Genomic DNA, 21,731 nt, shown 5'->3' with positions numbered 1-21,731 from the left:
GCGCGATGACAAACGTTTCCCGCAATAGCAGCAGTACCCGCAACGGCAACAAGAAAATCCATCCGGCGCTGAAGCCGGCCTGCGTCGCCGTGCTGACCGCCTGGTGTGGCCTGACCGTGTTGCCGGTGCACGCGCTCGACGCCGGCGCGTTGCCTACCAACGGCCAGATCACCGCCGGCAGCGGCAGCATCGGCCAGAGCGGCAACACCATGACGGTCACGCAGACCAGCGACCGCATGGCCGCCACCTGGAATACCTTCAACATCGGTGTCAATGCAACTGTGAATTTCGTCCAGCCGACTTCGTCGTCGGTAGCGCTGAATCGCGTCACCAGCAGTGATCCCTCACAAATCCTCGGTCATCTCAACGCCAACGGCCGGGTCTATCTGATCAACCCGTCCGGCATCCTGTTCGGCGCCGGCTCGTCGGTCAACGTCGGCGGCCTGGTGGCGTCGACGCTGAACATCTCCGACGCCAACTTCATGGCCGGCAAGAATGTCTTCGCCCTCGAAGGCGCGACGGGTTCCGTGATCAATCAAGGCAACATCACTGCAGCCGACGGCGGCTACGTCGCCTTGCTCGGCGCACAGGTGCGCAACGAAGGCAACATCATCGCGCGCCTCGGCAGCGTGGTGCTGGCGGCCGGCGAAAAAATGACGCTCGACTTCAACGGCGACGGCCTCATCAACGTCGAAGTCAACAACGCCACGCTCAACGCCAACGTGCTCAACAGCGGCTTGCTGCAGGCCGACGGCGGCGCCGTGATCATGACCGCGCGCGCCACCGATGCGATGCTGTCCAACGTGGTCAACAACAACGGCGTGATCGAAGCACGCAGCCTGCAGAACCGCAACGGCAGCATCCTGCTCGACGGCGGCGACTCCGGCGTGGTCGCCAACAGCGGCACGCTGAATGTGTCGGGCCTTAGCAGCGGCGACACCGGCGGCAGCGCCAAAGTCCTCGGCCAATACGTCGGCCTGTACGACGGCACCCGCATCGACGCCTCCGGCGACGCCGGCGGAGGTACCGTGCTGGTCGGCGGCAATTATCAAGGCAGCGGTACGGAGCATCAGTCCGACGCCGTCTTCATGGGCGGCGACGCCACCATCAAGGCCGACGCCGTCCATGGCGGCGACGGCGGCACGGTGGTGTTGTGGTCGACCGGCAGCACGCGTTTCTATGGCGACATCAGCGCGCAAGCGAGCGGCGCCACAGGACGCGGCGGCAAGGTGGAAACCTCGGGCCACGATCTCCAGGCCAGTGGCCTTGTCCACGTTGGCGCAGCGTCCGGACAGGGCGGCGATTGGCTCATCGATCCGTACAACCTCAACATCACCAGCGCCGCCAGCGTCAACATGACGGCATCCTCGCCCTTTACTTCGAGCGGCGCGGCCAACTCCACCCTGAGCTCGGCGACGCTCAACGCCTCCTTGTCGGAAGGCGCCAACGTGGTCGTCCTCACCGCTGCCGGCAGCCCCACGAACGGCGGCGACATCAACGTGCTCGACGACGTCAAGGCGGTCGGCAATTCGTCGCTGACCTTGCAGGCGCATCGCAGCATCAACATGACCAATCATGTGATCAGCAACGCCACCGGCAAGTCGCTCAACGTTTCCCTGATCGCCAACTTCGGCAATACCGGCAACGGTTCGATCGCGCTGTCCGGCAGCACCATCTCCACCAACGGCGGCAACCTCACCGCCAGCAGCAACACAATCAACGTTTCCGGATCGACCATCGACGCCGGCGGCGGCAACATCAACATGGTCGCCAACCAGGCCAACGTCTCCGTCGCCACCGACGCGTTCATCGTGACCGGCGGCAGCCGCATCGTCACCAACGGCAGCGGCTCGATCGTGGTTGACGGCACCACGCTGGGCAGCGGCAACGGCACGCGCATCTTCAGCACCAACAACACCATCGCCGCTACCGGCACCGGCAACCTGACCGTCAGCGGCAACGCCAGCTCGGGCTTCGGCGTTCTGGTCTGCTCGACTGCAGCGACGTCGTCGCAGACGCTCACCGTCGGCAGCGGCAACCTCACGGTCAAGGCCAACAGCGGCGGCTTCGCAGGCGCCAGCCGCGGCGTCTACCTGGCTGCCAGCGGCACCGGTTCGGTCACGCTCAACGCCACTGCGGGCGGCGCCATCAACGTCAACGGCAGCAGCACCGGCAGCTACGGCACCGTGCTCAACTCCACCGGCGCCAGCTCGGTGATCAGCATAGCGACCACCGGCGACATCAACATCACAGGCAATACCTCCGGCGGCACCACGCCGGCACTGGCGCTGATCAGCTCGGGCAACGGCACCAGCTCGGCTGCGGGTTCACAGGTCAATGTCACCAGCACCGCCGGCAACATCACGATGACCGGCAACAACACCGTGATCAACAATTCGAGCGGCTCGTTCAAGGCGCTGTCGATCGATGTCGGCGGCCAATATGCCGCCGTCAACGTCAAGACCACTACCGGCAACATCAGCCTCAACGGCACCAGCGCCTCGGGCCGCGGCGTCGATATCGCGCCGTCCGCGCTGAACGCCGTCGTCAACATCGGCGCCACCAGCGGCAACATCGCGATCAACGGCAACAGCACCAACAGCTTCGGCGGCTACGGCATCTTCTTCAATTCGAGCGGGAGTTCCACCGGCGTCAACGTCACCACCGTCAACGGCGACATCACGCTGCGCGGCGACTCGGTCGGCACCTCGGATGCGATCGCGCTGGGCGGCAACGGCACTGCCTCGGTCAACAACATCTCGTCCCAGGGCGGCAACATCACGCTCAACGGCAACTTCCATTCGCCCAACGTACCCGAGCTGGATCACGGCATCGCCATCCTCGGCGTGACCAACAAGATCCAGACCACCGGCTCCGGCAACGTCACGCTGATCGGCAATGCCGCCGACCAGGGCGATGGCGTCAGCTTCTACAGCAGCGGCAACGCGCTGGTGAGCGTGGAGAATGGCGCGCTGAGCGTGACCGGCTCCAGCGTCTACGGCGATGGCGTCAGCATCCTGACCGGCACCAATGCATTGCGCGCCACCGGCAGCGGCTCGGTCACCGTAACCGGCACGTCGACCAACGCAGGCGGCATCACGATCTATCCGTCGACCAATGCCAGCAGCGCGACTATCTCGACCAATACCGGCAAGCTGACATTGGACGGCACCAGCGGCAGCGCATCAAGCAGCGCCGGCATCACGATCCGCAGTCCAAGTTCGGGCGCAGCGGCCGGTGTGAATATCTCGTCGAACAGCGGCGCCATCGCACTCAACGGCACCGCCAAGGGCAGCGGCGACGGCATCGCCTTCGTCGGCAGCAGCACCAACGGTTTCAATACCATCAGCACCGGCGGCAGCGCCGGCATGACGCTCAACGTCAGCAGCAACGGTGTCGCCGGGATACGCTTCAGCGGCGGCACCAATTCCCTGAAGGTGGTCGACGGCGTCCTGCTGGTCAACGTCAATGCGCCCAACGGCTCGCCGATCGTGCAAAGCGGCGACGCCACCACCTTTGCCGCCAGCGGCAGCGGCGTGGTGATCTACAACTTCGGCCGCGGCATCAGCAACCTGCTGACCAACGCCGCGACGGCGCCGACCACCGCCGCGCTGCAAACCGACCAGACCGCCAACGCCTGGAACCGGCCGAGCGGCAACAGCAACGTGTTCTCGCCGTTCAACGAAAGCGCGCGCCGTCTGACCATCGACGTCGCCACCGCCGCTCAGGCAGGTGAACCGGCAGGCAATTCATCCTCATCCAACTCCAGCACTCAAGGTAACGACAATGCTCAATAAACCTCTTTCCCTTCGCATCGCCACACTGGCGCTGGCGGCCATGACGATGGCCAATGCGGCCTATGCCGCGCCGGCCGGCAAGAAGTCGCCGTACCACGATTACTTCTACTTCCTCGGCGAGATGAACAAGGCGTCGACGGTGATGGTGATCGAGAACAAGATCGTACCGCCCGAGCTCGGCAAGAAGATCGTCTCGGCGGTGGATCAGGTCATCAAGAACGGCGACCAGCCCGGCGCCAAGCGTCCGTCCGACTATCTGCAATACGAGCCGCTGATCCTGGCCATCGCCGGCCCCGACGGTTCACGCATGCACTCCGGCCGCAGCCGCCAGGACATCCTGTCGACCAACCGCCGCCTGATGCAGCGCGAGCGCACGCTGGATCTGATGGAAGCGATGAACAAATCGAAGGCGGAAGTGCTGGAACTGGCCGAGAAAAACCTCGACACCATCGTGCCGGCCTACACCAACGGCGTGCAAGCGCAGCCGACCACATTTGCCCACTATCTGCTGGCGTTCTCCTCGGCCTTCGGCCGCGACAGCGCACGCCTGCAGGAATCCTACGCGCGCCTGAACCTGAGCCCGCTCGGCGCCGGCGCGCTGGGCACTTCCAGCTTCCCGGTCGACCGCAAGCGGCTGGCGGAACTGCTCGGCTTTGACGGCCCGATTGAAAATTCCTACGACGCCGCACAACTCGGCGCGCTCGACCAGGGTATGGAACTGGTGAGCCTGTGCAGCAACGCCGCACTGACCATCGGCATCCTGATGCAGGACTTCCACACCCAATATCACCAGCCGTATCCGTGGATCATGATTCAGGAAGGCCGCCTCACCGGCACCAGCAGCATCATGCCGCAGAAGCGCAATCCCTACGGCCTGAACGTGCTGCGCCTGCAGGCCAGCGACATCGTCGGCGGCGCCATGACCTTTCAGCTGGAAGCGCACAACGTCTCGCCCGGCATGCCCGACTACAAGCGCGACCAGGTGGAGAAGACGCTGGAGCTGACCTCCAACGCCTTCGTCAAGCTGGCCGACCTGCTCGACAACCTGGTGATCGACAAGGCGCGCGCATTGCAGGAAGTCGACGCCGATTATTCGACCACCACCGAGCTGGCCGACATCCTGCAACGCGACTCCGATGTGCCGTTCCGCGTCGGCCATCACTTCGCCTCCGACCTGGTGACCTACGGCCGCACCAACAAGATGAAGCCTGCGGATATTCCGTTTGACGTCGTGCAACAGATCTATACCGAAGCCGTGAAGAAATTTGACTTCGAACGCACGCAGTTCCCGCTGACGCAGGAGCAGTACAGGAAGTCGCTGACGGCGCAGAACATGCTGGACTCCAGCAAGGGCCTGGGCGGTCCGCAACGCGCCGAAGTCGAGCGCATGCTCGGCGTGGAAAAGAACAAGCTGGCCAAGGATGAGGCGTGGCTCTCGCAGCAGCGCCAGAAGCTGGCGGCGGCATCGGCCAAACTGGATCAGACCTTCTACAAGCTGGGCAAGTAAATCAGAAAGCAAGCCGGCGCGTAGAGTAGTAAAGACTTTCGCAAGAAAGAAAAGTAGTGGAGTAGGTTTTCAGTCCCGGCCAGTCCGGGACTTTTTTTATGCGCGCAAGGCGCGCGCCATGCTTTCCCGATCGAGCGCCTTGTCCCACGCGCAGACCACCACGCAGGCCAGGCAATTGCCGATCACGTTGCTCAGCGAACGGCATTTCATCAGTCGTTCCACACCGAGCAGCAGCACGATGCCGCCCACCGGCACGATCTGCAGCGTGCTCAGCGTCGCCGCCAGCGCAATGAAGCCGGAACCGGTCACGCTGGTGGCGCCCTTGGACGTCAGCATGCAGATCGCCAGCAACGACAGTTGCTGCCACAGGCTCACCTCGATGCCGCCGGCTTGCGCCAGGAACAGCGCCGCCATGGTGAGATAGATGTTGGTGCCGTTGAGGTTGAAGGTATAGCCGGTCGGCAGCACCAGCCGCACCACCGCGCGCGAACAGCCGAGGCGCTCCATCTTTTCGGTCAGTCCCGGCAGCGCCGCCATGGATGAGGTGGTGAAGAACACCAGCAGCAGTTCTTCCTTGATGAAAGCGATCAGGCGGAAGATGTTGACGCCCGCCACGCGTGCGATCAGTCCCATCACCACGCAGATGAAGGCGATGCTGGCGAGATAGATCGCGCCGACGAAATGCAGCAGCGGCAGCACCGACGCCAGGCCGTAGCGGCCGATGGTGTAGGCCATGGCGCCGAAAGCTGCCAGCGGCGCGACCTTGAGGATGATGTTGATCATCCCGAACAGGATGCGCAGATTGGCTTCGATGAAATTGAGGAGGCTGCGGCCGCGCTCGCCCATGCGCGACAGCGCGACGCCGAACAGCACCGCCAACAACAGGATCTGCAGGCTGCTGTTGCGCGTGAACGCTTCGAAGAAGCTGTTGGGAATGATGTTGAGCAGGAAGTCCGTCGCGCCCGAGGTCGACAGCCGCGCCGCATAGTGCGTGCTGTCGGTGACGTGCGACAGGTCGAGATGGGAGCCGACGCCCGGTTGCAGCAGGTCGGCGGCGAGCATGCCGAAGCCGAGCGAGACGAAGGTCATGATTTCAAAATAGACGATGGCCTTGCCGCCGACCTTGGCGGCGTGCCTCTTGTCCTGCATGCCGGCGATACCCGACACCACCAGCGCGAACATGACCACGCCGATCAGCATGCCGATCAGGCGCACGAAGCCATCGCTGAGCGGCTTCATCTGCACCGCCAGCTGCGGATCGGCGTGGCCGAGCGCGATGCCGATGGCGATGGCGACGACCATGTGCAGGAAGGCGTTTTTGTAGAGGGGCTGCGTCATTGGCTGCCTGGCTGGTTGTGCAGCAGGCGGTCTCCGGGTTGTAATTTATTGGTTGGGTGAAATTTTATACGTTTGGGGGGAAGTTCGGGGAGGCTTGGGCATGAGGGTTATCCGCTATTGTGATTCCTGTTTTGTCCCGACTTTCTTATCGTGCGTTGATTAATGCTGTTCTTTCTTCGATCAACCCTTCGCCGGGGGTAGCCCGGCAGCTACTCACTTTTCTTGTCTCGCCAAGAAAAGTAAGCCAAAGAAGGCGACCGCGATTCGCCGCCCCGCTGCGCGGGGTTCCCGTTGATGCCACGCACAAATCGGGAAGGGAAACAAACTCGCTTCGCTCAGACAAGTTTCCCTTCTTTTTCCGATTTGTGCGCGTCACCAACGGCGACTCATAAGCGGACCGGCCAAACTGGCTCGCTGCGCATCGCCTGGGGTCGCTCGCCTTCGGCGTCGCAATTGTCATGTCTGCGAAGGTAGCGAAGAACGCAGACCATCACTCCACCTCCCTCCCCTGGCGAGGCGCAGCGAGCCAGTCTCGAATTCCCGCTTGCGAGCAGCCGGTGGCGGCAGGTGCAAATCGGATAAAGAGGGGAAACTTGTCTGAGCGTAGCGAGTTTGTTTCCCCTCCCGATTTGCGCCTGACGACGCCGGGGACCCCGAAGGGGCTGCGAACTTGCGGTCGCCTTTCTTTGCTTACTTTCTTTGGCGAAGCAAAGAAAGTGAGTAGCTGCCGGGCTACCCCCGGCTAGGTTGATCGAAGAAAGAAAAATCTAAGCTACCGACGAACCGAAGTCGAATCAAAATCCCAGATGTAAAATGTATCCACCTGAAGACTTCCAAACCCAAAAGAGATAACAACAATGGAACTCCGCCACCTCCGCTACTTCCTCGTCGTCGCCGAAGAACAGCACTTCACCCGCGCCGCGGAACGATTGGAGATGCAGCAGCCGCCGCTGAGCCACCAGATCAGGATGCTGGAAAAAGAGCTCGGCTTCGACCTGTTCCGCCGCCACCCCAAAGGCGCCGAACTGACCGCCGGCGGCGCGGCATTCCTGCAGGAGGCCAAAGCCATCCTGCGCAGCGTCGAGTTGGCGGCAGCCAAGGCCGCACGCGCGGCGCAAGGCTTCGAAGGCACCATCGTGATCGGATTCACCAGCTCGGCCGCCGCACATCCGCTGATCCCCGGCATCATCCGCGCCTATCGCGACGCCTACCCCGGCGTGCACCTCGACCTGCGCGAAGGCAACGCCGCAGAACTCACCGAGGAAATCGAAGAAGGCAAGGTCAATCTCGGCTTCCTGCGCGCACCGGTCAGCCAGCCACGCGGCATCGGCTTCGTGCAATTGCTCGACGAAGAAATGCTGCTGATCCTGCCCATGGGGCATGCACTGCTGGAGAAGCAACAGAAAGGCGACATGCCGACCGTGTCGCTGCGCGCGCTGGCCGACGAACAATTCATCCTGGTGCGGCGACACGGTGCCCCGGGCATGTATTCAAACCTGATCGAGGCCTGTGAAAACGCCGGATTCACGCCGCACATCGCCTCTGAAGTCGAACGCATGCTGACCAACATCAGCCTGGTCGCGGCGGGCGGCGGCATCTCGGTGGTACCGGCGTCGATGAAGGATTTCCATCGCGACAGCGTGGTGTATTGCCGCATCCGCGACGCCAAGCCTGCGCTGGTGGCGCCGATCACACTGGTCAGCCGCACCGCCAGCATCTCGCCGGCGGAAAAGAATTTCCTCGACCTGGCGAAAAAAATCACGCGCCAGCACAAGAAAAATTAAAAGAGATTGAAGTTCAGGACGACGCCGGCAAATCACTGCTGCTGCGGATGCAGTCGCGGCCTTGCGCCTTGGCAAGGTAGAGCGCCTTGTCGGCGGCACGCATAAGCTTGTCGGCCGCGTCGACATCACGGATCGGTACGAACGCACTGACGCCGGCGCTAATGGTGACGATGCCCGCCTCGTTGCCTTCATGCAGAAGGCCCAGCTGGCGCACCGCCATGCGGATCCGCTCGGCCACCGCCATCGCACCGGCTTCGTCGGCGCCAGGCAGCAGGATGCCCACTTCTTCGCCGCCGTAACGCGCCATCAGATCGCCCGGACGCGCCTGCTGCGCCTTGATCACGCGACCGACCTTGCGCAGGCACTGATCACCGGCGAGGTGGCCGTAGATGTCGTTGTATTGCTTGAAGTGATCGACGTCGATCATCACCAGCGCCAGCGAATTGCCGGTGCGCATGGCGCGGCTGAATTCTTCCTGCAGGCTGAGATCGAACTGGCGACGATTGGCCAGGCCGGTGAGATCGTCTTCCAGCGCCAGCCGTTCCAGCGCCTTGTTCATGCTCTCCAGATTGACGCGAGCCTGGTCCAGCTCCATTTCCGTGTCCTTGCGTTCGCGCATGAGCGAATTGAAGGCGCTGCCGAGGTCGCCGATTTCATCTTCGCGATACGACAGCGGCACCTCGTCATACGTCTTGGAGGCGCGGATTTTCTGGATGTGGCCATGCAGCCGGTGCAAAGGATCGATCAGGGCCGACATGATCAGCCAGGCCAGCCAGCCGGCCAGCGCCGCCAGCGACAGCGACACCAGCAAGGCCTTTTCCTGCATGTCGCGAACCGGCTGGAAAGCATCCTCCTGCAGATAGATCGAACCGATGATCCAGTCCGCCGTCTTCATGCGCTTGAACGAAAACATCGCCGGCTGGCCGCTTCGGCTGGCGCCTTCCATGCTGCCCTCAAAGCCGGCCAGCGCCTGCTCCGTGCCGCCGCTCTTGCCGCCGGCGCTGTCGGCGTGCTGCAGGATGCGCGCCTTGTCGATGTGGTCGACGATGACGCCCTTGGCGGTGATGATGTAGATGAAGCCGGTCTTGCCGACCTTGGTGCCGGTGAACTGGCCGAGAAAATTGGCTTGCTGCAGGTCGATGGCGGCAACGAACACCATCTCGATGTTGCCGCTGTCGTCGAACAACGGCTCGGTCATCAGCACGATGGCGCGCTTGGAAATCTGGCTGCGCAACGGCTCGGAAATCACGCCGTGCTTTTGCGCCAGCGTGCGTTGCATGTACTCGCGGTCGGCGACGTTGAAGCGGCCGATGGCACTGGTGTCGTTGAAGTTGGCGAGCAACTGGCCGTCGGCGCCGAACACCGAGAAATTGAAAAACACCTCGGTCAGGCTGGTGTGGCTGGCGAGGTAGACCTGCAGCTGGTGCGGGTCACGCCGCGCTTCCGGCGGCAGGCCCTGCAACAAGGCGCGCAGGGTGACACGGCGCGTGTGGAAGCTCTCGTCGAGGGCGGTGGCAACCATCTTGATCGTGGTGTACTGCTGCACGCCGATCAGCGCCTTGATGTCGCGCTTCATGACAGTCAGCGAGACCGCCACGATCACCGCGGTCGTCACGAGGACGGCAGCGACCACCACCATGATGACCTTGGCCTTGAGCGTCCATTTGACTCGCAACAGGTTGTTCAAAATGTTTTTCTTCTCGAAAATACCGATGGATTCTGTCCAGAAACCGGCTCAATGGTACCCGAGTTTGCACACGGCAATCCCCGGAAGACCTTGCAAAAAATTCATGACTTTATGGATTTCCGCGAGGAAACAAACTATTTCAAATCACCTGCAAAGCCTGTAGCAAAGGCAGCCGCTCGACGAAGAAACGCTGCGCCTGCAGGCTCAGTTCGTCCAGGTTGTCTTGTTCGTCCTCAAGGCGCACGCCGTCGCGCACGATTTTCTTGCCGCCGGCGGAGATGTGCCGCCATACGAAGCCGACGATGGCGTCCGGCGTCTCCTGCCCTTCCAGCACCGCCAGCATGAACAGTTGCTGGATGCGATCGGCCGGCACGCCGCCGCCGGTGACCGGGCTGGCCAGGTGTTCGATATCGCCGTCGGCAGTGCCGTGCACCGCCTGCGAGAGCAGGTGGCGGTTCAGTGCGGCGCTGCCGTCGCGGCCGTGCAGGATGTCGGAATCGGCCTGCACCGGCGCGGCGTGGCCGTTGCCGATCAGCATCATCAGGGTATCCAGCACCTGCTGCAGACCGAGGTTGCGGCTGCCGACGATGCCGGCGATCTCGCCCAGTGAATGCGGCAGGCCATCCGCCAGCACGGCGATGACCGGACCATAAATGTGCTGGTTGAGCGTGATCTCGGACGACACCGTTTTGAGCGTCATCGGGATGTTGTCCGGTGCGGTCAGCAGGACCACTCGCTGTTGCGCCAGCAAGGCGTGATGGCTGGCGGCGTCCAGCGCCTGCGCGCCGCGCACCCAGTAGTCGCGCCGGAATTGCTGGTTCACCATGAAGTCGCGCACGCTCTGGCGCAGGTGGCGGTCGTCGACGGCGTCGCAGAATTCGCGCTGCGGCGGCGTCAGGTTGGCCATGTCGAGATGGTCGCGAAAATCCGCCGAGCAGGCGAATTCCAGACCCGCGTCGGACCAGATTGACGCCATGTCGGCGAACGACTCGACGTGCCAGTCGCGGTTGAAATACTCATGCGCGAGGTAATGCCGGCTCTGTTTTTTGAGGATGCCGATGCGCTCCTGCATGAACGGATTGGCGCGCGCATAGACCGGGTCGGCAGCGAACATGCGCTCGGCGAAATCGAGCGCGGCGTCGATGCGTTCGGCGCTGCCCTTGCCAGTGTTGGACGGCATGTCGAAATGGCGCAGCAGCAGGTCGCGCAGCGGCATGAACGCGGCCCAGCCGGGCTGGGTGTTGTAGCTGACGTAGAGCACGCCGCCGTGCTTGAGGCGACGCGCGACGAAGTCGCGGATGAGCGCGCGGTTGTCGGCCGAGACCCAGCTCCAGATGCCGTGCATGGCGATGAAATCGAATTGCGGCAGATCCTCACGCGTGCAAAATTCGGCGAAGCTGGCCTGCTCCAGTTGTGCGCCGTTGCGGGACTTCTGCGCCAGCGTCTGCGCATGCGCGGCCTGGGCGGCGTTGAAGTCGTTGCCGTACCAGTTCACCGGCGATGCGGCAGCGTGGATGTTGATGCTCAGGCCCTGGCCGAAGCCCAGTTCGCAGGCGGTGCGCACCAGCGGGCTGTCGAGGCCGGCGGCGGCGAACGCCAGTTGCAACCGCGCCGGATTGAGTTGCGGATAGTAGCCGTGGGTGTAGCCGATGTCGGTGACGTAGCCGTCGGTCCAGTTGCCGTTCATGTGGTCTGATTTTCTGATGGGCGGAACCCGCAGTGTCGCAGAATCTCTGTTTTACCGGTAGTTGGCAATGCCGAGCACCGTTTCGTATTCGGCGATCGTGACCGCTCCCGACGGTGCGCCGAATGCACTGCCGGTGCTGCGGATATGCTGTGCAAAGTTGCGCATCATGTGCGCATACGCCAGCGTCGCCGAGATCGGGAAACTCAACACGCGAAAACCCAGCGCCTCGAACTGCGTCGCGGTCAGCGGCGGCGTCTTGCCGTCGACGGCGTTGAACATCAGCGGCGCATCGATGGCGGCGATGGCCTGGCGCATCTCTTCTTCCGACTGCAGCATTTCCAGCAGCACCAAATCGGCGCCGGCGGCGGCGTAGGCCTGGCCGCGCGCAATCGCTTCGTCGAGGCCGAGCGGGATACGCGCGTCGGAGCGGCCGATGATCAGAAAGTCGCGGCTCTTGCGCGTAGCGACGGCGGCGCGGATCTTGTCGGCGTGCTCTTCCTTTGAAATCAGTGCGAGGCCTTTCATGGCGCCGCATTTCTTGGGCGTGACCTGGTCTTCCAGGTGGATCGCCTGGACGCCGGCGGCTTCGTAGTCGCGCACCGTGCGCACGACGTTGTTGAGGTTGCCGTAGCCGGTGTCGGCGTCGGCGATCACCGGCACCTGCACCGCGTTGGCGAAGGCGCGGCCGCGCTCGATCATTTCGCTCATGCCGAGCAGGCCGATGTCAGGCGCGCCCAGCAAACTGGCGGAGAGGCCGTTGCCGGTCATGTAGACGGCCTCGAAACCGGCCTGTTCATAGATGCGCGCACCGAGCGCATCGTGGCAGCCGGGCGCCACCACGATGCCGGGTTGGCGCAGGCGCTGAGCCAGTGTGATCGTCACTTTCTGTGTCATGTCGTTTCCTGCAAAAAATTGCGCCGCCAGTGACGGCGGCGCGGTGTTCATGTAATCAGACTTGCATGGCCTTATTCAGGCGCGCGGTCGTTCCTGATCTTGAGCATCGAGCACAGCACGAAACCGATCATCGGGCTGACCGCCAGCACCAGCAAAGCCATCGAAAAACTATGCGTGGTTTCGCGGATCCAGCCTACCAGATATGGGCCGATGAAGCCGCCGATCTGCGCGAAGCCGTTGATCATGGCGATGCCGCCGGCCGCTGCGGCGCCGCTCAGGAATTGCGTTGGCAATGTCCAGAACACACCTAGCGTGGCCCACAAACCCATCGCGGCGATGCAAATCAGCACCAGGCCCAGCACCGGCGACGGCACCAGCGCACTGGCTGCCAGGAAGACGCCGCCGAACAGGCCGGCGCAGGCGGTGTGCATCTTGCGCTCGCCGGTGCGGTCGGAACTGCGCGCCACCAGCACCAGGCCGACGGCGGCGCAGATGAACGGAATCGCCGAGACGATACCGGTCTGGAAGTTGTTGAGGCCGCCCAGGCTCTTGACGATCTGCGGCAGCCACAGCACCACGCCGTAAATCGCCACGGCGTTGAACATGTAGATCAGCGTCAGGATCCACATGCGCTTGTCGCGGAAGATTTCGCGGAATTCATGCTGCGCATGCACGGCGTTCTTTTCCTGCTCGGTGGCCAGCGTGGTGGTCAGCCAGCGGCGTTCTTCCTGGTTCAGCCAGTTGCCTTGTTCGGGACGGTCGACCAGGTAGAAGAAGGTGACCACGCCCATGATGATGGCCGGCACGCCTTCCAGGATGAACATCCATTGCCAGCCCGCGAGACCGAACCAGCCGTGGGTCGAGCTGAGCAGGTAGCCTGACAGCGGTGCGCCGACCACCGACGACAGCACGGTCGCCAGCATGAAACCGGCAACGGCTTTGCCGCGCTCTTTCTTGGGGAACCAGTAGGTCAAATACAGCAGCACGCCCGGTGCGAAGCCGGCTTCGGCCAGACCCAGCAGGAAGCGCAGCGCATAGAAGCTCCACTCACCCTGGATCGACGCCATAGCGCAGCCGACAATGCCCCAGGTGACCATGATGCGAGCGATCCAGATGCGCGGACCGACCTTGTGCAGGATCATGTTGCTCGGGATTTCAAACGCGATGTAGCCGAGGAAGAAAATGCCCGCGCCGAGACCGTAGACCTTGGCGCTCAGGCCGAGGTCGGCGTTCATCGTCAACGCGGCGAAACCGACGTTGACGCGATCGAGGTAGTTGATCATGAACAGGAAGAAGCAGTACCAGACGATCTTGCGATGCAGCTTGCCGATGACGCGCTTGCCGATCTCGGTTCCGGCGTCCAGCGCGCCGGCCGATGCTACGTTGGCGTGAGCCATGTTGTCTCCTTGTGTGAGGTTTGTTATCAGAACGGCATGTCGAGACGCCGCCTGCCCCGGGCATTGCTTGCGCTTGTACTTTTGCTTGCTGGCGGGGAAGCCAAATTATACGAGATACCAATTGGAAGGTAAAAAGGTCAGACCAATTTCAAGGAAGATTGGTCGATTGGTGGCGCGAACGAGGCGCGCATGTACAGATTTAAACAGTTAGCCCACAGATAGATATACCTGCGCAGCCTTTACCGGCCTAGAATGCCGGGCACCCACAACAAGAAAACGCCCGCCATGCCGAGCAACAAGATTCTGCTTGCCGCCACGATTGCCATGCTGATCTGGCTGGCCGCCTACCTCCGTCCGGAATTCGGCTTCTGATTCTGCGCAGGCCCGTTCAGGGCGGCAATTGTCGCAACGGAAACCGCATGACGAACATGGCTCCGCCCAGTTCGCTGCCGTCGACGCGGATGCTGCCGCCGTGGCGCGCGACGATTTTTTTCACGATCGACAAACCCAGGCCGTAGCCGCCGGTGGCGCGGTCGCGGCTCTGGTCGAGCCGGTAGAAGGATTCGAACACGCGCTCGCGCTCGGCTTCTGGAATGCCGGCGCCGTCATCTTCCACCACCAGCGTCCACGCATCCGGCGCCGCCATCTCGGCGCGCACGCGGATGACTGAACTCGCGTGCTGGGCCGCGTTGCGCACCAGGTTGGAATAGGCGCGCGCCAGGGTGCGTGCTTCGGTGACCACTGTCGTGAGTTGCGCGTCGACGCTGCAGCGCAGTTCAAGTTTGCCCAGCGCCAGCGCTTCCGCGGTGACGCCGCAGGCATCGCGCAGGAATTCCGGCAAGGACACGGTCTCGGTGAAGACGCCCTGGCGGTCGTGTTCCAGCATACCGAGGGTGAGCAATTCGGCGACTAGCGCCTCGAGCTCTTCGACGTCCTTGCGCAGGCCGAGGATGCGGTTTTCGGTGGCAGTATCCTGCGCATGGTGCTGCAGGATGTCGAGGCCGAATTCAAGTCGCGACAGCGGCGTGCGCAACTCATGCGAGACCGCGTTGACCATGTCGCGCTGCGCATGGATCAGCTTGCCGATGCGATCAGCCATGCGGTCGAAGTGGCTGCTCAGCTGGCGGATCGATGAGCGCCCCGACAAGCCGACGCGGGCATCGAGCCTGCCGCCGCCGAAACGCGCGGCTGCCAGGCGCAGCTTTTCCAGGTCGCGCCAGTGCGGAATCAGCCAGATGCAGACAGCAGCAAGGATGGTGGCGAAGACCAGCGCGTAGGCCACCACCTCCACCATCGGCAATTCCTCCAGCGACTGCACCCGCACCAGCCCGCCGTCGTCGAGCCTGACGTAGACCACGCAACATTTGCTGCCGGTGATTTCCCAGCCGACGCGATGCTGGACCAGTTGCTCGCGCACGGAAGGCGGCAGTTGCTCCAGCGTCTGCACGGGCCGGCTGTAACGTTCGGGCGCGGCAGCGCGCAACTGCGCCAGCAAGGCGTCCTGCTCGGCTTGGCTGCGGCCGGAGAGCAGGCGATTGAGCATGAAGCTCTCGCCGTTGAAGCCGGAGCGGACAGCCTTGGCGAACTGGCCGGCGAACAAGTGCGGGAAACCGTAGTTGACCACGAGGATGGAGGCGACCACCAGCGCCGCAATGACAAGGTACAGGCGCACCAGATTGCGCAGCATTCAATCCTCCCACGCAATCGGACTGAACAGATAACCCCGGCCCCACACCGTCTTGATCTTGCGCGGCTCCTGCGCATCGTCGTTGAAGCGTTTGCGCAGGCGCGAAATGCTAACGTCGACGGTGCGATCCATGCCGTCGAAGTCGATGCCGCGCCAGCGCCGCAGCAATTCATCGCGACTGAGCACCTTGCCGGCCGCCTGCACCAGGATCACGAACAGGTTGTAGTCGGAAGTCTTGAGATCAATCTCTTCGCCCTTCCAGCACACCTGGCGCGCGGCGAGGTCGATCTGCAGTTCGCCGAATTGCAGCTGGCGCACTTCGGCGACGTCGGACTGGCCTTCATGGCGGCGCAGGATGGCGCGCAGATGCGCCAGCAGCAGGCGCGGCTGGACCGGTTTGAGCATGTAGTCGTCGGCGCCGATTTCGAGGCCGGCGACCTGATCGAAAATATCGGCGCGCGCAGTCAGCATCATCACCGGCAGCGAAGAATCCCTGCGCAGCTGGCGGCAGATGTCCATGCCGTCCATGCCCGGCAGCATCAGGTCGAGGATCACCACGTCCGGTTTTTCGCGTGCGACGGCGGCCAATGCCTGGTCGCCGCGCAGCACCACCGCCACTTCAAAATCATAGCGGCACAGATATTCCGATATCAATTCGGCAAGACGCACGTCGTCTTCGATCAACAGTATTTTTTTCATCCCTGACAGTTTTTCCTGGTCGCTTCCCGTGCGCATGATAGCCGCCTCACAAGGCCGTGGGCCGGCGCATTACAAACAAACACATGTTGACACATGGCCGCACATTTTCCTTACCAAACTCCCACAGACTGCGGCGCCGCGGATGCCGACAATGGCGCTCATTCATCACAGGAGAAACCATGACGCATCCACATCGCCGCATTGGCAAGGTAGCCGCTGCTGCCGCAGCAGCCACCCTCACTGCGGCTGTTGCCATTCCGGCATCGGCGCAACAAACCGCCGCCGCAAACAGCGACACCAAAATCACGCTGGGCCTGGGCGCGGCCTACATGCCGCGTTATGCCGGCAGTGACGAATACAAGGCCGCCGCGCTGCCCGTCATCAGCGTAGTCACACCCTGGGGCGGCTTCATCGACGCCGGCGAAGGCATCGGCTATCGCCACACTTTCGGCGACAAGTTCATCGCCTCGGCGGCGCTCGGCTACGACGCCGGCCGCAAGGATTCCAACCAGAGCCTCAAACCCGGTTCCGACAAATTGAAGGGCATGGGCGAAGTCAAGGGTGCGGCGCTGCTCAACCTCAGCCTCGGCTATCGCCTCACGCAGAACCTGACGCTCAGCGCCGGTGCCTCGCAGCCGCTCAGCAACCGCGATCGCGGCCGTAATTACTACGCAAAAGTCGACGCCACGGTGATGACCATGCCCAGGGACAAACTCGCCGTGGCCGGCAGCGCGCACTTCGGCAGCGACGATTACAACCAGAGTTATTTTGGGGTCACCGCCAACCAGAGCGCAACCAGCGGCTTCAGGAAATATACGCCGGGCTCCGGGCTGTACGCGGTCAAGGCAGCCATCACCTGGACCCATCGTTTCGACGACAACTGGTCGCTGCTGGCCGCTACTGAAGCGACTCGCTACATGACAAAGGCCGGCGACAGCCCGATTGTGAAGGCGCGCACCAGCTACGGCACGATGGCCGCCGTGAACTACACGTTTTAAGCAATAATTGCATGTCCGCTGCCGGCAGCACCGGGCATGCAATCGGCGCTATAGTCTGGTCCTGTTAACCTTTCACCCGGACCGACCATGACCACGCCCTCCTCCGACCTTGTCGCCCTGCGCGGCATCGTCCGCCAGTTCGCCGAAGAACGCGACTGGCAGCAATTCCACACCCCAAAGAATCTGGCCATGGCCTTGTCGGTCGAAGTGGCCGAGCTGGTTGAGCATTTCCAGTGGCTCAAGACCGGTGAACAGGAGGAGCTCGACGAGGCGCGTCGCACCGGCGTGCGCCACGAGCTGGCCGATTCGCTGGTCTACCTGATCCGCCTCGCCGACCGTCTCGACGTCGATCTCTACGACGCCGTAATCGAGAAAATGCAGCTCAACCGCGAGAAATATCCGGCCGACAAGGTCAGGGGACAATCGCGCAAGTATGATCAGTATTGAAACCCAACCGCAGCGCACCCTGAGCACAAGCGTTGAGCCGGATTAGAATAGACGGCTTCGCACCTCCGGAAATCATCATGAAGCAGTCCCTCCTCCGCGCCGCCTTGCCTTGCTTGTTGGGCGGCTTGCTGTCCGTCGCCGCGTTGCCGGCGCATGCCGACATCAACAGCGCCATCAACGCCTACGGCGAACAAAAGTATGACGCCGCCTACCGCGAGTTTTCGCAACTGGCCACACAGGGCGACAACCGCGCCAAGTCCTTCCTTGCGCTGATGACCTTGCGCGGCCTCGGTACCGCGCGCGACGTCAAGCAAGGCGCGAAGCTGGCGCGCGAGTGCGCCGAAGGCGGCGAGCCGACCTGCGCCGCGATCTACGGCGACCTCAACCTGCCGGGCAAGGGCTTGCCGGTCAACTTCCCCGAAGCGCGCGCATGGACGCGCAAGGCCATCGCCGGCGGCGACCAGCGCGCCGGCTTCGGCCTGTGGCAGGCCTATACGCTCGATCCGGCCAACCAGTTCATGGTCAACGGCAAGGGCGACGACCGCAAGTACAACGCCATCGCCCGCCGCACCATCGCTGAACGCGGCGATCAGATCGAAGCCATCGACGGCCTGGCCGGCGCCGCTGCCGCCGGCTACCTGCCGGCGCGACTGATGCTGGCGAACGTGCTGCTGGAGCAAAGCGGCGCCGGCACCACCAAACAGATTCGCACGCTGCTCGACGGCATTCCGGACCTCTCGCCCAACTACCAGAAATACCTGGCGCTGGCCCAGCAGGTGGACACCCTCGGACCATCGCGCGCGGCGCCCAAGCTGATCGCCGACGCCATCCCCACCGTCATGACCGCAGCCGGGCTGGCGGCGGAACGCAGCGGTACGCCCAACTCGACGCAGTGCAAGGATTTCCGCCTGATGTCGATCAAGGACGTGAGCGCCGTGGGCGACGCCATCTGGCTGCCCCTGAAGCAACCGCTGGTAGCCGGCACCTATCCGGTCCAGGGTAGCTGGACTGAAAACTGGCACGTGTACTTCTGCGGCGCCGAACGCGTCTTGCGCATGCAGTTCAACGTCGACGGCATGGGTGGCGCGTTTTACGAGGCCAAGTCCTGAGCCGGAGCCAATCTTGCACGATGATTCAGGCTATGATGGCGACCACTCAACCACGCACCTGCACCTTACTCGGCTTCCATGAAAGCATCGCGCCCCGCCGAACCGTCTGAAACGCTCGACCAGGGCGTCTACGAAGCCATCTTCAACGGCGTCATGCACGGCCGTCTGAAGCCCGGCACGCGCCTGCAGGAAGCCACCCTGTGCGAGCAGTTCGGCGTCAGCCGCACGGTAGTGCGCCAGGCGCTGCGCCGCTTGTCGGAAGTGCAGATCGTCGACATCGTCGCCAACAAGGGCGCTGCCGTCGCTACACCCAGCCCCAAGGAAACCCGCGACGTCTTCGCCGCGCGCCGCGCCATCGAAGGCGCCATCGTGCGCGAAGCAGCGCGCCGTATCGAACACGGCGACATCGAGCGCCTCAAGCAGCGCCTGCGCGCCGAACACGATGCCCTGCACGATCAGGACCATCCGCGCTGGGTGGCGTTGGCCGGCGGCTTTCATCTGGCGCTGGCGGAACTGTCGGGCAACGCGGTGCTGCAGCGCATGCTGACCGAACTGATGACGCGCTGCTCGCTGATCGTCGCCCTGTACGAAGCGCCCGGAGAAGCCAGTTGCGAACACGACGAGCATGCGCGCCTGGTGGAACTGCTGTCGCTGCGCGACGGCAACGCCGCCGCTGATGAAATGGAGCGCCATCTGCTGGCGCTGGAAGCGCGGCTGCGATTGCCGGCCTGATTCTTTTCGTCCTCCGTCATTCCCTCGCTTCCCACTCGCTCCCTTTGCCCCTTTTTGTGCGCCCGCGCTTGGTGCAAACACGTCTTTCGCACCAAAATCAACAAATGTATACAATTTAATATATACAGATAATTATATATAAATCAAATAGTTAAGTAACTATAATGGCTGGCACTTAATTTGCATGTATACAATTCAAGGGCAACCCCGCCCCGACCATTGTCCATCCATGCAAGGAGCTTTCCGCCATGAAACGCCGTCAATTTCTGCTCGCCTCGGGCGCAACCGCGCTGTCTGCACTATCAACGCTGTCCGCACCGGTCATCGCCGCCACCAGCGCACCGCGCCTCAAGATCGGCTTTATCTATCCTGGTCCGGTAGCCGACATCGGCTGGTCGTTCCAGCACGATCTCGGTCGCCGCATGCTCGAGCGCGAATTCGGTGCGCGTATTGAAACCGTGTTTGTCGAACGCGTGCCGGAAAGCCCCGAAGCCGAACGCGTGATGCGCCAGCTGATCGACGACGGCTGCAAGATGATCTTCGCCACCTCGTTCGGCTTCATGAATCCGGTGATCAAAGTGGCGGCGGAATATCCCGACGTCATCTTCGAACACTGTTCCGGCTACAAGAGCGCGCGCAATGTCGGCATTTACCAGACGCGCTTCTACGAAGGCGCCTACCTGCTCGGCACCATCGCCGGGCGCATGACCAAAACCAATACGCTCGGCTACGTCGCGCCGATCCCGATTCCGGAAGTGATTCGCAACCTCGACGCCTTCGTACTGGGTGCGCGCAGCGTCAATCCTAAAGTCACGGCCAAGGTGGTGTGGATCAATTCCTGGTACGACCCCGGCCTGGAACGCGACGCCGCGCAGACGCTGGTAGCGCAGGGCGTCGACACGCTGTACCAGAACACCGACTCGCCGGCGCCGGTGCAGGTGGCGCAAAGCCGCAAGCTGTACGCCTTCGGCCAGGACTCGGACATGACGCGCTTCGGCCCCGATGCACACCTCACCGGCAACGTGCTGAACTGGGGCGTGTACTACGTCCACAAGGTGCGCCAGGTGCTGGAAGGCAAGTGGAAATCAGAGGACACGAAATGGGGCATGAAGGAAGGAATCGTGCAGCTGGCGCCGCTCAATCCGGCCCTGCCCAAGGACGTCGTCGCGCTGGTCGAACAGCGCCGCAAGGCCATCATCGCCGGCGCGCTGCAGCCGTTCGCCGGACCGATCAACAACCAGGCCGGCCAGGTGCAGGTAGCGGCCGGCAAAGCCGTGCCCGAGTCCGAGCTGTGGACCATGAAGTGGTACGTGGAAGGCATACAGGGAAAACAACCATGACGGAAATCGATTTCTCGGCGCTGGGGGTCTACCAGCGCTACAAACTGATGGCCAGCCTGATCGTGCCGCGGCCGATCGCGCTGATCACCACGCTGGGCGAAGACGGCACCATCAACGCCGCGCCGTTCAGCATGTTCAACATGCTCGGCGAAGATCCTCCGATCGTGATGGTGAGCATCAACCGCCTGCACGACGGCGGCCTCAAGGACACCGCCGCCAACATCCTGCGCAGCGGCGAATTCGTGGTGCACCTGACCGATGAAGCGATGTGCGAACAGATGCATGCCTGCGGCGACGCGCTGCCGTCGAGCGTGAGCGAACTGGCGCATGCGGGACTGCATGCGGTGCCGTCACAAAGCGTGGCGCCGCCGCGCATCGCCGAAGCGCCGGTGGCCTTCGAATGCGTGCTGCACGAGAAGCTGGAGACCGCCAGCCGCTACATTTTCATCGGCCGGGTAAAATGGCTGGCGGCGCGCGACGGCCTGGTGGACACCGAACTGTGGCGCGTGCGTTTGCAGGACTACCACCCGGTCGGCCGTTTCGGCGCCAGTTTTTACGTCAAGACCGGCGAGCGGTTTTCGCTGGAGAAGGCGCAGGCCAGCTCGACTCCCATCGACGAAATGTGAGA

At 63.0% G+C, this 21,731-nt stretch carries 16 protein-coding genes; 9 read left to right on the top strand and 7 right to left on the bottom strand.

What is annotated here, in order from left to right; translation table 11 throughout:
- Window positions 1–5: 5 nt before the first annotated feature.
- Both ACIROY_RS07505 and ACIROY_RS07500 read left to right on the top strand, forming a co-directional pair.
- Entirely contained in the window at window positions 6–3,797 is a 3,792-nt protein-coding gene (locus ACIROY_RS07505; RefSeq protein ID WP_402340941.1) for a beta strand repeat-containing protein, read from the top strand.
- Window positions 3,787–5,304, top strand: a complete 1,518-nt coding sequence (locus ACIROY_RS07500) for an argininosuccinate lyase (protein WP_402340938.1) — start codon at window positions 3,787–3,789, stop codon at window positions 5,302–5,304. The genes ACIROY_RS07505 and ACIROY_RS07500 overlap by 11 nt, the downstream gene beginning before the upstream one ends.
- A 96-nt stretch (window positions 5,305–5,400) precedes the next feature.
- Here ACIROY_RS07500 and ACIROY_RS07495 read toward each other — a convergent pair whose 3' ends face one another.
- Window positions 5,401–6,642 (bottom strand): cation:dicarboxylate symporter family transporter, encoded by a 1,242-nt coding sequence (locus tag ACIROY_RS07495; RefSeq protein ID WP_402340935.1) that lies wholly within the window; start codon window positions 6,640–6,642, stop codon window positions 5,401–5,403.
- Window positions 6,643–7,499: 857 nt separating this feature from the next.
- On the opposite strand from ACIROY_RS07495, the gene ACIROY_RS07490 reads away from it, so the two are divergent.
- Window positions 7,500–8,426 carry a LysR family transcriptional regulator gene (locus ACIROY_RS07490; RefSeq protein WP_402340933.1) on the top strand — a complete coding sequence of 309 codons (927 nt, stop codon included), beginning with the start codon at window positions 7,500–7,502 and terminating at the stop codon, window positions 8,424–8,426.
- Window positions 8,427–8,439: 13 nt separating this feature from the next.
- Here the strand turns inward: ACIROY_RS07490 and ACIROY_RS07485 are convergent, their stop codons facing one another.
- The 6 genes from ACIROY_RS07485 to ACIROY_RS07460 form a co-directional block, all read right to left on the bottom strand.
- Complete coding sequence (locus ACIROY_RS07485) at window positions 8,440–10,113, bottom strand: diguanylate cyclase (protein ID WP_402340930.1); 1,674 nt, start codon at window positions 10,111–10,113, stop codon at window positions 8,440–8,442.
- Window positions 10,114–10,252: 139 nt separating this feature from the next.
- Window positions 10,253–11,800, bottom strand: coding sequence for a class I SAM-dependent methyltransferase (locus tag ACIROY_RS07480; RefSeq protein ID WP_402274017.1), 1,548 nt, complete (start codon window positions 11,798–11,800; stop codon window positions 10,253–10,255).
- Between the two features lie 51 nt (window positions 11,801–11,851).
- Window positions 11,852–12,694: an oxaloacetate decarboxylase gene (locus ACIROY_RS07475; protein WP_402274015.1), complete on the bottom strand. Its 843-nt coding sequence runs from the start codon at window positions 12,692–12,694 to the stop codon at window positions 11,852–11,854.
- Window positions 12,695–12,765: 71 nt separating this feature from the next.
- The gene (locus tag ACIROY_RS07470; RefSeq protein ID WP_402340927.1) at window positions 12,766–14,091 is read right to left on the bottom strand and encodes an MFS transporter; all 1,326 of its coding nucleotides are present in this window, start codon (window positions 14,089–14,091) and stop codon (window positions 12,766–12,768) included.
- 388 nt (window positions 14,092–14,479) lie between these two features.
- Window positions 14,480–15,778, bottom strand: a complete 1,299-nt coding sequence (locus ACIROY_RS07465; protein WP_402340925.1) for an ATP-binding protein — start codon at window positions 15,776–15,778, stop codon at window positions 14,480–14,482.
- Window positions 15,779–16,477, bottom strand: a complete 699-nt coding sequence (locus tag ACIROY_RS07460) for a response regulator (protein WP_402274009.1) — start codon at window positions 16,475–16,477, stop codon at window positions 15,779–15,781.
- A 179-nt stretch (window positions 16,478–16,656) separates the two neighbouring features.
- Between ACIROY_RS07460 and ACIROY_RS07455 the strand changes: the two genes are divergently transcribed.
- The 6 genes from ACIROY_RS07455 (at window position 16,657) to ACIROY_RS07430 (ending at window position 21,729) form a co-directional block, all read left to right on the top strand.
- Window positions 16,657–17,475: a MipA/OmpV family protein gene (locus ACIROY_RS07455; RefSeq protein ID WP_402340923.1), complete on the top strand. Its 819-nt coding sequence runs from the start codon at window positions 16,657–16,659 to the stop codon at window positions 17,473–17,475.
- An 87-nt stretch (window positions 17,476–17,562) separates the two neighbouring features.
- Window positions 17,563–17,922, top strand: coding sequence for a nucleotide pyrophosphohydrolase (locus ACIROY_RS07450; protein ID WP_402340921.1), 360 nt, complete (start codon window positions 17,563–17,565; stop codon window positions 17,920–17,922).
- Window positions 17,923–17,999: 77 nt separating this feature from the next.
- Window positions 18,000–19,031 (top strand): tetratricopeptide repeat protein, encoded by a 1,032-nt coding sequence (locus ACIROY_RS07445; RefSeq protein ID WP_402340918.1) that lies wholly within the window; start codon window positions 18,000–18,002, stop codon window positions 19,029–19,031.
- A gap of 78 nt (window positions 19,032–19,109) precedes the next feature.
- On the top strand, window positions 19,110–19,763 hold the full coding sequence (locus tag ACIROY_RS07440) for a GntR family transcriptional regulator (protein ID WP_402273998.1): 654 nt from the start codon (window positions 19,110–19,112) through the stop codon (window positions 19,761–19,763).
- 248 nt (window positions 19,764–20,011) lie between these two features.
- Window positions 20,012–21,103, top strand: coding sequence for a BMP family ABC transporter substrate-binding protein (locus ACIROY_RS07435; protein WP_402273995.1), 1,092 nt, complete (start codon window positions 20,012–20,014; stop codon window positions 21,101–21,103).
- Complete coding sequence (locus tag ACIROY_RS07430) at window positions 21,100–21,729, top strand: flavin reductase family protein (RefSeq protein WP_402273992.1); 630 nt, start codon at window positions 21,100–21,102, stop codon at window positions 21,727–21,729. Before ACIROY_RS07435 ends, ACIROY_RS07430 begins: the two co-directional genes overlap by 4 nt.
- The last annotated feature ends 2 nt before the right edge of the window (window positions 21,730–21,731 follow it).

The sequence above is a fragment of the Herbaspirillum sp. NPDC101396 genome, assembly GCF_044767365.1.
Taxonomy (GTDB): domain Bacteria; phylum Pseudomonadota; class Gammaproteobacteria; order Burkholderiales; family Burkholderiaceae_D; genus Herbaspirillum.
The sequence above is the reverse complement of the archived record's forward strand: the minus strand, read 5'-3'. Positions and strand labels throughout refer to the sequence as shown.